Raw genomic sequence first — 13,116 nt, forward strand, 5'->3', positions numbered from 1 at the left:
TTTAATTGATATAGGCCATAGAAATAACGCAAAGGCATATTTTGGATAAATAGAAGATATACTTTGGTAAGTAAATGTTAATTAATGTTAAATTTTTAAGTTAAAATATGGTTTTAGTTAGCTAAAAATTAGTTAACCCTCGGGTAAAAATGTTGATACTTTTAAATATTATCAAACTAACTAACTAAACATCAATGGAAAAAATTTCTACAAGACATTGCTATGTAAAATTTTTAACGGCAACCTTATTTTATCTACTGATCCCTTGGCTGGCCTTCGCGCAGAAAACAATTAAAGGAACAGTTGTAGATCAAACCAACACACCAATACCCGGCGTTTCGATTATTGAAAAGGGTACCAAAAATGGTACGGCCACCAATGCTGAGGGAAAATTCTCCTTAACTGTTCAAAAAGAGGGTGCAATTGTTACCGCCAGAATTGTAGGCTATCGATCGGTAGAGAAAACGGTTTCTGCGAGCGGTACAGTAAATTTTTCTTTGGAAGAAGATAATAATACGCTGAACGAGGTGGTTACCATCGGTTATCAAAAAATCACCAGAAAGAAAACTACGGCAGCAATTTCCAGTATTTCTGGTAAAGAACTGGCCAACTTACCTGCTGCAAGTTTTGATCAGTTGCTGCAAGGCCGTTTATCAGGTGTAAACGTTCAAAACTTTACTGGCCAGCCAGGTGTGGCACCAACGGTATCGGTAAGGGGTAACTCAACAGGTAGCACAGGTTATGATCAGTTTAATGTTATCAGATCGCCTCTTTATGTGGTAGATGGTGTTCCCCAATCATCTGATGATCTTGTGCCACCAGGAACAGGTACAGGAACCAACTATATGGCCGGTCTTAATCCGAGTGATATCGAATCTATTGATGTATTAAAAGATGCTTCAGCAGCGGCCATTTATGGTTCAAGAGCTGCTAATGGTGTGATTTTAATTACAACCAAAAAAGGTGTAGGTGGCGATACTCGAGTGACGTTTAACTCTTATTATGGGATGGTGCAACGCCCTAATTTAAGACAGGCTACCATGGGTACCACAGAGCGTAGGCAAAAAATGGAAGTGCTTCAAAGGCAGCTGAGTTACGATCAGCGCGTGCAACTGCCTTACATCCTTACCGACAGCTTAAATCCGGCATTCAATGGCCATACCGATTGGCAGGATTTATTTTATCAGACGGGTAAAATCAATGATAATAACCTCAGTATAAGCGGTGGTACTGATAATGGAACAACTTATCGCTTTAGTGGAGGTTATTATGATGAAGATGGTATTGTAAAAGGAACGGGCTTTAAACGTTATACCACGCGTTTAAATCTTACTTCAAGGGCAATGAATAAAAAATTAATGATCAACCCGATATTTTCTTATTCAAGTGCCAGTAGAGGAAGAGGGAACGAAGATCCAAACGATCCATCTAAGCCTACAAAAGTTGGTTCAGGGAATTTGCCCTCCTCGTTATTTAATATATCTCCCGAAAAATTGGATTATTTCGTCAGTAAAGATGGTGAAAATTTAAACAGAAATGTGTCGAACCAGTTTTTAGCTAACCTCAACCTGGCCTACGAATTTAACAAACACTTTACCTTAAATTCACAATCTTCCTATACTAATAACAATAACCGCAGGGATGTAAGTATGAGCAATTTGTTAAACAACGGTTTTGGCAACAGCTCTTCTAGTTTCTCCTCAACTGATATGGGCTTGAGAACATCAAACTATCTCGCTTATAATGGTTCTATTAAAAAACATTCTTTTAGTGCAGTAGCGGGTCAGGATATAGAGTATAGTTTGTTTCAATCTACCCAGGCATCTGGCTATGGAGGCGCTTCAGACAATATTCAAACGGTTACAGGTTTTAAACAACAGAATATTTTTGCTTATTCAAATTACATCGCACACGGGCTGGTAGCTTATTACGGTCGCTTTAATTATGATTACGATAGCAAGTACCTTTTATCGGGAACGATCAGAACGGATGGCTCATCTGGTTTTGGTGAAAACAACAAATATGGCGTATTCCCTTCCATTTCAGCAGGATGGCTTCTTTCAGAAGAAAACTTTATGAAAAACTTATCCAATAATCCTTTTACACTCATTAAAATAAGAGGAAGTTATGGCGTGACAGGAAATGAGGATAAAAGAAATGCTTATGTACAATATAATACCTACCAGGTTAACAATGGTTATTTTAGCGGGAATGGAGGAGCAACCTCATATAATGGTGTAACCGCAATTACACCAAACTTTAGAAATGGTGTGGCTCAAAAGGATTTAAGCTGGGAGAAATCTACACAATGGAATATCGGTACCGATATGGAAATAGATAACGGTAGATATGCCATTTCATTTGATGTGTATAATAAAGAAGTAAAACAAAAACTTTTCAATGTTGATTTGCCGGTTACATCAGGCTATGACAATGCTTTCACCAATGCATTTGCAGTTCGTAATGCAGGTTTGGAGTTGACTCTAACCGCTAATCCTTTACGTAAGGAATTTAAGTGGAATAGCTCTTTTAATATTTCTTATAATAAAAATCAGATCATGAGTTTGCCGAACGGTGGCCGTGATATTATTTTGAGCGGAGATCGTTTTGATAAAAACCACGTGCTTTCTGTAGGTAGTCCACTAAATGCTTTTTATTTATATCGTACAAAAGGCGTATTTTCTACTTCAGCAGATATTCCCCAGAATCCTTACACTGGAGAAAGATATCGAAACAGTAATGGAACATTTAGTGCAGGTGATTTTTATCTGGCAGATTTGGATGGAGATTATTTTATAGATATTTTTAATGATGGTATCAATCCGGATAAGGCTCCAATTGGTGATCCTAACCCACGTTTTACCGGTGGCTGGACCAATAACTTTTCTTACAAAAACTTTAGCTTAAGTGTTTTTGTAAACTTTACACTTAAACGTGATGTACTCAACCTATTTGATTCAGATCGTTTTACGAACGCAACTGATGCTAATGCCGTATATAATTTTGCTAGTGTTTCTTCACCGGATCTAAGTCGCCTGAACATCTGGAGAAACCCTGGAGATCAAGCCGAATATGCAAAACTCGATTTGGGATCCTATCGATATTATTATACAGCTGCACAATCTTTTTTCCTAGAAAAAGGTGGTTATGCAAGGATCAGAAGTATCAATTTTAGTTATGATTTTAGTCCTAAAGCCGTAAGAAAATTAGGCTTAAGTCAGCTGAAATTATACGCCGTTGTTGATAACGTATATATGTTCCAGCAATCAAAAAAATTACCAGATGCAGAAGCTGTTAACGGATATGGAGAATATAATGGAACCGGATATCCTATTCCAAGAAAATATACTTTAGGTGTACAAGTTCAATTTTAATATCGTCAATAAATGAAAAATATAATCACAAAAATCGGTGTTCTTATCGCTTTGGGCATAGCAGTTACCGTAAGTTCCTGTAAAAAATTGTTATATGAAGAACCTAAAGACGCACCTTATGAGCAAACCTTCTGGCAATCGTCCAGGGATGTAAGAAGTGCCATCGCCGGTAATTATGCCATGATGCGTAGTGCGATTACCAACAAAAACAATCGTTATTTTATGTATGGTGATGCGATTGCCAAAAACTATTTTACCATCCAATATTCCGGAGACGGTTTAGAAGGGATTCAGGGTGGGGATTTTACCTTTCAATACAATATCAATACGCTGGCAAATTATACTTTATATTATAAAAGCATTGCCATGTCTAATCTGATTTTGAAGAAAGTTAATGCGATGAGCGATACACAATTATCTGGCGAAGACGATCCTACACAATTCCGGAATTCGGTGATTGGCCAGGCTTATTTTCTCCGCGCACTAAGCTACTTTATGATGGTAAGGGTATGGGGCGATGTACCGTTGGTTACAGAAGCTTACGACGATCCAATCAATGCGCCTCAACTGCCAAGAAGTTCAAAATCGGAAGTGATGAAACTGATTGAAAATGATTGCCATAAAGCCATTAATCTATTAAGCTGGAATTATACCAATACTGGCGACGCCAAAGTTACGGCAAATAAAGGCTCAGTATACGCCCTTTTAGCCCATTTGTATCTTTGGAGAGCGACCATGTCTGACGTTTCAGTAGATGCGCCTAATTTGACTGATGTGAACAATGCCGATACGACCATAAATACATTAATTAACAAAGGAGGTTATGCATTAACCGATACCGCTAATTATAAAAATACTTTTATTGGTCGTTCTTCTGAAGGCATATTTGAAATTAACATCAGCGAAAATACATTGGAAGGTTCCAATAGTTCGATAGGTTCTTATTTTTTAAATGAGAGTTATATTAAAGGTTATGGAAACAATCCACGTTTTTATACCACGCCTTTGTATCTTAATAATCATTTCGAAACCACCACAGATATCCGTTATAAAAAGGGCTTTGACCTCACCAATCCGAATAAACCAATGAGTATAAAGTACAGTAATGTTACGTACAGAAATCCTGGGCAAAAATTAGACCCTTATCTGAGCAATAACATTATCATTTTCAGACTGGGTGATATGAAACTTCTTAAGGCGGAGATTGCACTTTACAAAAAGGATGCTGCTACAGCTATCGGTATTATCAATGATTTCAGAAAAAGAAATGACCCTGATCCGGTTTTAATTCCAGCGGGAAGTTCCGTAGATCAGGTAATGGATGAATATGCGTATGAGCGTGGCAAAGAAATGTACCTGGAAGGACATTTGTTTTATGATTTGCTCAGAACCAGAAGATACGGTCTTATCGTAGATTGGCTTACGGAAAGCAGGTTTAGAAGAGAAGGGTTTTATTGGCCTGTAGACCCTGCGTTGTTTAGAAACAATCCGTTATTGAAACAAACACCATATTGGTTGGGTAAAGTATAAGTTGTTTTTATTAAGAGATTAAAATATGAAAAATAATATATTAGTATATCTTTCATTACTATTACTGGCACTAACTGCTTGTAAAAAAAATGATTATAAAAGGGATGGCGGCCCAAGTGATCCCAATGTGAATTTAAGTACTTACGATTACTTAAAGTCTAACCGCAATTTCGATTCCTTAGTGAAAGTGATAGACCGGGCTGGTTTAAAGGATGTAGTAAATGGTAATGTAACCCTTTTTGCAACTACAAATTATGGCATAGCGGAGTATGTAAAGGCCAAGAAGTATCAGAAATCTCTCCAACTTGGGAAGGAAAATTTTGATTTTGGGATCAAAGATATTCCATCACAGGAGCTGAACGATTCATTAAAGACTTATTTATTTGCGGGTAAGATCAACAGAGACCAAATGACCGTTAGCGGTAAGCTTTATAACAGTTTATTAGGGGCTATTCCAAATGTTCAGTACCTGATCAAATTGAGGCGTTCTTATGAATATACACAGTATCTTAATTATGTGGATTATGTAACGTATACCAAAGTAATCGGAACCCGTGATGATCAGGAGACGGATCAAAGTACTATTCCCGATTCACAAAAAGATAAGGCTGTGGATTGTCAAACATCTGGAATCGTCACAACCAATGGTATCGTTCATGTGCTTAGTGGATACCACAGGTTATTTTTTAATGCACAGTCTTTGGGCAATTAATTTAATCGCAATTAATTATGAAAATTAAATACATTTTAGGATTATTACTCTTGTTAAGTGTAGTGGCCTGTAAAAAAATACAGAATGGTTTTCTAAGTGATGCCATTCGATATAAAGACAATAATATTTATGCAAAAAGAGGCTTGACTCTTTTTCAGTCAGATAGAATCAATGCAGATGGTTCTACACCACCTTTTACCTATAAATTGCTCAATTTGAGAAAAGAAGATGGTTCTCCTGCGCCTGCAGAGTTTTCGAAGGAATATGAAATTACTGTTTTTAAGACAGGTGCCAATTTTGATCCTGAAACAGATGTAACCCTCGAGCTTCTGAATAAGAAAAGGGAAGTTGTTAAAAAGAAACCAATGGAGTTTAATGAATTAAGCGGACAGCTTACCTTTAACAAAGCATCTGGTTTCTTACCCTTAGGAAGATATGTATATGATGTAGAAATGACTAATGGTACTGGTACCAAGTTATTTCCTAAATTAGCAACAATTAATGTGGTAGATCCCACTATAGATGACCTGTTTGAGATTACTGATAATGTTGCTAACGGCTTTAATGATGTTACCGGTGCGGTAACGCCAATGAAAAACCCAATCATTACCTGTACAAAAATTTCATCTGTAGGTGCAAGAGCTATACTGAAAATGGTAGATAAAAATGGAAATGTCTTTAATCCTAAAGCAAAAGAAATTATAGCAAGGGGAGATAGACCAATTTTTGAAAACTATGCGAAATTTAATCCAGTTATTCAAACTGATACCGCTATGATCTGCGATTTTGAGGTAGCACCGTTTCCTTTAACAAAATATATTACACCAACTACCGACTGGGGTTTCTTAATGTATTACAGAATACCGAGTACCTTTATAAAATCAATAGATGGATTTCCAACATCACCAGGTTTCTCTGTAAACCCAAGGTGGTCTTGGAGACTTAAATTAGAAGGTACTTATGTCATTCAGGTAAAATTTACTGATGTAACTAGAAAATAAAAAAATAGCAGCTGTAGAATAAATCTAGAATTCATCCTGAGCCTGTTGAAGGATCTAGCATATACTTTCTTAATCATGATACAGTTATAATTTTTACTACAACTGAAAAGGCAATTTTCGATTCGAAAATTGCCTTTTTTATGAAAGTTGAAAACTAAAATCTTTCTTATTTGATCATTATAACCTGTAAACTCAATGGTCTTTCGGTATCATTTGCCGGTGTTACCAAACCACCGCAAATAATATCATAATGATAACCTGCTGTAAAGCTGGTGCTCTCGGAAGTAGCTTTAACTGCTCCGGATGATGTTTCTTTAGCATCCAATGTATAAGTCCCCGCATCTACAGCAATGAAACTGCTTGCTGTTTTGAAGGCTTTATTGGTAACCAATGAGGTAGTCGCACTGGTTTTGGCCAGGTATAAAGCAGGCGCATCGGGCGATAGGTTGATAAAGCGGATATAGGCTTTATCGGTTGATGGAATAGAAAGATCGTCGCCAATAGTATAAATATCTAGTGCACCGGGTTTATTGATTAAATAAGATGAGTAATAGGTGCTTGCGTTTAAAGTGATATTTTTGGTCAACAAACTTTCTGCACTGCTGGCGGTGGTAAATTTTAAACTGTAAGTGCCAGCGGGAGATGAAAGATAACTAATGGCGCCTCCGAATGGCAAAGCTGCTGAATTAACCATATTGCCATTGAAGTATGTATTATAAGTTGCCAAAGATGGTGACGCATTAATTACCCTTAAATACGATATGGTAGGATCGACAGTGTCGGTTTTTTTACATGAAGTTAACGCTGTTAAAGCAATTAGGAAAAATAAAGTGATCGGTTTGAAATGAAATGACGTAAAATTCTTCATACGGTTAAAATTTGATTTAATAATTAAGGAGTACCCATAAAACGATCATTCAATCGTATTCGCTACAGGCATGTAAATATTGCATTTAAACACTATCTGAAGATGTTAAATGATGTTAAGCAGATGTTAAAAATTAGTGCCTTTTTTAACAAAATTTGAATTGACAATTAGAATGATAAACCTCAATGTTAAGTGATCGCTTATTTTTAAATTACATAAGCGCTTGCTTCAGTCAGAATAATCCAATAAAACAGAAAACTTAAAATAAAAAAAATACAATATTATTGCGTAACTCGATTTTTATTTAAACCTTTGCACCTCAATAGAGTTAAAGCCGTTTTAATACGCAAGAAATGATTAAACCAATTTTACATAAACTTTCAGTTTCCAATGCACAAACCGTGTCTGGAAAAGGTTTGTTTATTAATCATTTTCAATCCGTGTTTTATTATCCCACAAGCCGGCAAAATTTCACTCCACGTATTTAGTACTCAACTAAACGTAACGAGGAATTGATCCTCTCTAAAAACCCAATTAACAAGAATACTTATAATTTTTCGTTAGAAAACGAATGGATATTAACGAATTTATAGTGCAGGTTGCACTTCCTGAACATCGTGTATTTGCAGAAGAAATTGTAACCGAGATGGCCGAATCTGCGAAAGCTCGTGGTACAGGCATCGCAAAACGCTCTCCTGAATACATCTCTAATAAGATGCAAGAGGGCAAATCGGTTATTGCTTTCCACAAAGATGGTTCATGGGCAGGGTTTTGCTATATCGAAACCTGGAGTCACGGACAATTTGTAGCCAACAGTGGTTTGGTGGTAAGCCCTAAATACCGTAAAGCCGGGTTGGCTAAGGCCATTAAAAATGAGATTTTCGGCTTATCGAGAAGGTTGTACCCCAAAGCAAAAATATTTGGGTTAACAACAGGTTTGGCCGTAATGAAGATAAACTCAGATTTGGGCTATGAGCCGGTAACCTACAGCGAACTTACACAGGATGAAGAATTTTGGAAAGGTTGCCAGAGCTGCGTAAACTTCGAAATTTTGAAAATGAAGGAACGTAAAAACTGCATGTGCACGGCTATGCTTTATGATCCGGCAGAGAAAAAGCACGAAGTAGCCAAACAATTTGCTGAAGAACTGCAGAAAAAACCCAAATTATATGAGCGCTTTATGCGCATTAAACAACGTTTGGTTGTTAAACAAAAGCCGAAAACCGGCTTAAAAGCCATTTTATTTTTATTTACCCTTTTATTCAAATAGCATGAAAAAAGTTGTTTTAGCATTTAGCGGAGGATTAGACACCTCATTTTGTTGTATATACCTGGCGAAAGACCGTGGATTGGAAGTACACTCGGTGATTGTAAATACCGGTGGTTTTTCTGATGAGGAGTTACAGGAAATTGAGAAAAGAGCTTATGCTTTAGGGGTAAAATCGCATGCGGTAGTAGATGAAACAGAGGGCTACTATGCTGACTGTATTAAGTACCTGATTTTCGGAAACGTATTAAAAAATGCAACTTATCCACTTTCTGTTAGCGCAGAACGTGTAAGTCAGGCTACCGCAATTGCTAATTATGTAAAGAAAATCGGCGCTGATTATGTAGCGCATGGCAGTACAGGCGCAGGTAACGACCAGGTTCGTTTCGATATGATCTTCAATATCCTGATTCCTGGTGTTGAAATTATTACGCCAATCAGGGATTTGAAATTATCACGCGAAGCTGAAATTGAATATTTAGCCGGTTATGGTGTTGAATATAGTGCCGAGAAAGCAAGATATTCAATCAATAAAGGTTTATGGGGTACTTCAGTAGGCGGTAAAGAAACATTAACTTCCAACGAAACCTTACCAGAAAGTGCATGGCCAACACAGGTTTCAGAAACCGGGTCGCGTAAAATTGAACTTACTTTTGAAAAAGGTGAACTGGTAGCGCTTGACGGCGAAAAATTGGCGCCGGTAAAAGCCATCCAGAAATTGCAGGCCATTGCGCAACCTTTCGGCATTGGTCGCGATATCCATGTGGGCGATACCATTATCGGTATTAAAGGGCGTGTGGGCTTTGAGGCGGCAGCACCGGTTTTAATTATTAAAGCACATCATACTTTAGAAAAACACACGCTTACGAAGTGGCAGTTAAGCTGGAAAGAACAGTTATCTTCTTTCTATGGTAACTGGTTGCATGAAGGTCAGTTCCATGATCCCATCATGCGGAATATTGAAGCATTTTTAGCCGATACGCAGAAATTTGTGAGCGGTAAAGTTTTTGTTGAGCTATTGCCATACCGTTTCCAGATTATCGGCATTGAATCTGGCCACGATTTAATGAGCAACAAATTTGGCAGCTATGGTGAAATGAACAATGCCTGGAGCGGTGAAGATGTAAAAGGTTTTTCTAAAATCTTCGGCAACCAGGTAATGATTTGGCATAAAGTAAATAATGAGGCATAGCCTCGAGGTTTAAGGTTTAGGGCGAAATGGCGTAAGGTTATCCGCCCGGCCCCTAAACCTTATACCCTACACCCTTAAACCTTTAAAAAAATGATTAAAGCAGGAATAATCGGTGGTGCAGGTTACACTGGCGGAGAAATGCTGCGTATTTTGGTTCACCATCCAAATGTTGAAATTGCTTTCGTAAATAGTACCAGTAATGCCGGAAATTTAATTTCTGATGTACATACCGATTTAATCGGGGATACTGATTTACGCTTTGTAAACGATATTCCGCAAGATATTGATGTGCTTTTCCTTTGTGTCGGCCATGGTGATGCGAATAAGTTTTTAGCCGCTAATCCCATTAACGATAATGTTAGGATTATCGATTTATCGCAGGATTTCAGGTTGCATAAAAAATCTACATTCGAAAAGCGTGAATTTATTTACGGCCTCCCTGAATTAAACCGTGATAAGATCAAATCAGCAGGTAATATTGCAAATCCTGGCTGTTTTGCAACCTGTATTCAGTTGGGCTTACTACCGTTAGCGGCAAAAGGGTTGATCCAAAATGAGGTTCACATTAATGCCACTACCGGATCAACCGGCGCCGGACAGAGTTTGGCCACAACTTCTCATTTTAGCTGGAGAAATAATAACCTTTCTGTTTACAAGGCTTTCGAACACCAGCACCTGAACGAGATCAGCGAAAGTTTATTGCAATTGCAACCATCACTTACTGAAGCTTTAAGTTTTATCCCACAGCGTGGCGCTTTTACCAGAGGTATTTTGGCCGCTATGTATCTGGAAAGCGCACTTACTTTAGAGGAAGCCCAAACCATTTACGAAGATTATTACAGCGCGCATCCTTTTACGCATGTGAGCCGGAAAAATATCGATTTAAAACAGGTTGTAAATACCAATAAAGCACTGGTACACATCGAAAAACACGGTGGTAAATTATTTATCATCAGTATTATCGATAACCTTTTGAAAGGCGCCAGCGGACAAGCGGTTCAGAATATGAATTTGATGTTTGGCTTTGATGAAACAGCAGGACTTAAGTTAAAGGCAGCAAATTTTTAATTAAGGTAAAGGGTTTAAGGCGTAAGGTAAAACCATGAGAGATTACAAAAAACTTGAAGTATGGAAAAAAGCACATGAGTTGAATATGTTCATCAAAAAGAATATTGCGACTCAATTTCCAAAAGAAGAGCGATTTGAATTAACCTCACAACTTACCCGTGCTTCATTATCTATACCCTTGAATATTGTTGAAGGATGTGGAAGATTTACAGATAAAGATTTTGCACATTTTCTTGATAATGCTTTAGGCTCTGCCAACGAGATAGATTATTGTTGTTTATGTGCTTCAGAGTTGAAGTATATAAGTGAAGATGATTATCTAAAAGTAAATCAGTTAATTAGCGAAGTTAGGGCAATGCTAATTTCATTTTTAAAATTTTTGAGAAGTGCAGGAAAAAAACCTTAAACCCTACACCTCAAACCTTATACCTCAAAAGATGCAACTATTCGACGTTTACCCACTTAATGATATAGAAATTACCAAAGCAGCCGGCAGCAATGTTTGGGATGCTAACGGACAACAATATTTAGATTTATATGGCGGACATGCTGTAATTTCTATTGGGCATACCAACCCCCATTATGTAAGCCGTTTAACCGATCAGTTAAATAAGGTTGGCTTTTATTCCAACTCGGTTAAAATTCCTTTGCAGGTACAACTAGCTGAACAGCTGGGCGAAGTATCGGGGAAAAAAGATTTCCAATTGTTTTTATGTAATTCTGGAGCAGAAGCCAACGAAAATGCACTTAAACTCGCTTCGTTTTACAACGGCAGAAAAAAGGTAATTGCTTTTACCGGTGCTTTCCACGGACGTACCTCTTTAGCCGTTGCGGTAACCGATAACCCAAAAATTGTAGCGCCGGTTAATCAGACCGAAAACGTGATCTTCCTGCCGCATAATAATGAGGTGGCTTTAGAAGAAACTTTTAAAGCGCAGGGCAATGAGATTTCTGCGGTAATTATCGAAGGTATACAGGGTGTTGGCGGAATTAAAGAAGCATCAAAAAGTTTTCTTCAAAAAATCCGTTCACTATGCGATGAGTATAATGCTGTTTATATTGCTGATTCAGTGCAATGTGGTTATGGCAGAACAGGTTTGTTTTATTCGCACGATTGGGCAGGCGTAGAGGCCGATGTATATACCATGGCAAAAGGTATGGGCAACGGTTTTCCGGTAGCCGGAATTGCTATTGCACCTAAATTTAAACCTTGGCACGGAGAGTTGGGTACAACTTTTGGAGGCAACCATTTAGCTTGTGCTGCGGCATTGGCTGTGCTGGAGGTTATGGAAAAAGACAACCTGATGAAAAATGCCGAAGAAGTTGGAACCTATTTAATTGCTGAATTAAAGAAATTTGAGCAGGTAAAGGAAGTTCGTGGCCGTGGTTTAATGATTGGTATTGAATTACCGGAAGAACTGGCGCATGTTAAAAAAGAGCTTTTGTTTAAGCACTTCATTTTTACCGGCGAGGCCAAACCCAATGTAATCCGTTTACTGCCGGCGTTAAACTTAACCAAAGCACATGCTGATGAGTTTTTAGCTGCGTTTAATCTTGTGCTGAAAGCTTAAAGATTAAAGCTGAAAGCATGACTTTTGTATTTGTGAGTTTAATTTAAACAAATAAAAGCTAGATTAGTATCATCCCTATTTTCGAATAGAAGGGCCCGGGCCTTTCTAGTTTAACTTTTAAACTAAAATGAAAATGAGAGACTACCGAAAACTAGATGTTTGGAAAAAGGCACATGTAATGGTATTATTTGTTTATTCAGATATATTACCCATGTTTCCCGTATCTGAAAGAAATGATTTACATAGTCAGGTTAAACGGGCTGCTTACTCAGTGCCACTCAATATCGTTGAGGGCGCTGGTCGAAATTCGGATCAAGATTTTGCACGGTTTTTAGATATGGCATTAGGATCTTGTCATGAAGTTGAATATGCTTGTTTACTTGCTGCTGATTTGAGGTACTTGAACGAAGAGAAGTATCTGGAGATAAATAATAAAATAAATGAAGTTAAGGCAATGCTTATAGGCTTGCTGAAACGTTTAAGACGATAACTGTTTAAGGTTTAGATTTTGTATCCTGTTTAAAACTTGGCAG

General features: G+C 37.6%; 11 protein-coding genes. 10 read left to right on the forward strand and 1 reads right to left on the reverse strand.

Translation table 11 applies throughout. From position 1 onward, the window contains the following. Positions 1–194: 194 nt before the first annotated feature. Genes BM107_RS19310 through BM107_RS19325 form a run of 4 tightly spaced genes read left to right on the forward strand, consistent with a single transcriptional unit; the run spans position 195 to position 6,617 of the window. Positions 195–3,374 (forward strand): SusC/RagA family TonB-linked outer membrane protein, encoded by a 3,180-nt coding sequence (locus BM107_RS19310; protein WP_090986364.1) that lies wholly within the window; start codon positions 195–197, stop codon positions 3,372–3,374. Positions 3,375–3,386: 12 nt separating this feature from the next. Next, a complete protein-coding gene (locus BM107_RS19315; RefSeq protein ID WP_090986367.1) occupies positions 3,387–4,904 on the forward strand; it encodes a RagB/SusD family nutrient uptake outer membrane protein in 1,518 nt (505 codons plus the stop codon). 25 nt (positions 4,905–4,929) lie between these two features. Beyond that, positions 4,930–5,616: a hypothetical protein gene (locus tag BM107_RS19320; protein WP_090986369.1), complete on the forward strand. Its 687-nt coding sequence runs from the start codon at positions 4,930–4,932 to the stop codon at positions 5,614–5,616. Positions 5,617–5,633: 17 nt separating this feature from the next. Then, entirely contained in the window at positions 5,634–6,617 is a 984-nt protein-coding gene (locus tag BM107_RS19325) for a DUF5007 domain-containing protein (protein ID WP_090986372.1), read from the forward strand. Between the two features lie 166 nt (positions 6,618–6,783). Here the strand turns inward: BM107_RS19325 and BM107_RS19330 are convergent, their stop codons facing one another. Continuing rightward, entirely contained in the window at positions 6,784–7,485 is a 702-nt protein-coding gene (locus BM107_RS19330) for a DUF4397 domain-containing protein (protein ID WP_090986374.1), read from the reverse strand. A 571-nt stretch (positions 7,486–8,056) separates the two neighbouring features. On the opposite strand from BM107_RS19330, the gene BM107_RS19335 reads away from it, so the two are divergent. The 6 genes from BM107_RS19335 (at position 8,057) to BM107_RS19360 (ending at position 13,073) form a co-directional block, all read left to right on the forward strand. Beyond that, positions 8,057–8,755: an N-acetyltransferase gene (locus tag BM107_RS19335; RefSeq protein WP_090986377.1), complete on the forward strand. Its 699-nt coding sequence runs from the start codon at positions 8,057–8,059 to the stop codon at positions 8,753–8,755. Position 8,756: 1 nt separating this feature from the next. After that, positions 8,757–9,944, forward strand: coding sequence for an argininosuccinate synthase (argG, locus tag BM107_RS19340; protein ID WP_090986379.1), 1,188 nt, complete (start codon positions 8,757–8,759; stop codon positions 9,942–9,944). Positions 9,945–10,034: 90 nt separating this feature from the next. Continuing rightward, a complete protein-coding gene (argC, locus tag BM107_RS19345; protein ID WP_090986381.1) occupies positions 10,035–11,012 on the forward strand; it encodes an N-acetyl-gamma-glutamyl-phosphate reductase in 978 nt (325 codons plus the stop codon). A 34-nt stretch (positions 11,013–11,046) separates the two neighbouring features. Further along, positions 11,047–11,418 (forward strand): four helix bundle protein, encoded by a 372-nt coding sequence (locus tag BM107_RS19350; protein ID WP_090986383.1) that lies wholly within the window; start codon positions 11,047–11,049, stop codon positions 11,416–11,418. 31 nt (positions 11,419–11,449) lie between these two features. Next, positions 11,450–12,583, forward strand: coding sequence for an aspartate aminotransferase family protein (locus BM107_RS19355; protein WP_090986518.1), 1,134 nt, complete (start codon positions 11,450–11,452; stop codon positions 12,581–12,583). A gap of 127 nt (positions 12,584–12,710) precedes the next feature. Continuing rightward, positions 12,711–13,073, forward strand: a complete 363-nt coding sequence (locus BM107_RS19360; protein ID WP_208864421.1) for a four helix bundle protein — start codon at positions 12,711–12,713, stop codon at positions 13,071–13,073. Positions 13,074–13,116: the final 43 nt, after the last annotated feature.

The sequence above is a fragment of the Pedobacter suwonensis genome, assembly GCF_900111825.1.
GTDB lineage: Bacteria > Bacteroidota > Bacteroidia > Sphingobacteriales > Sphingobacteriaceae > Pedobacter > Pedobacter suwonensis.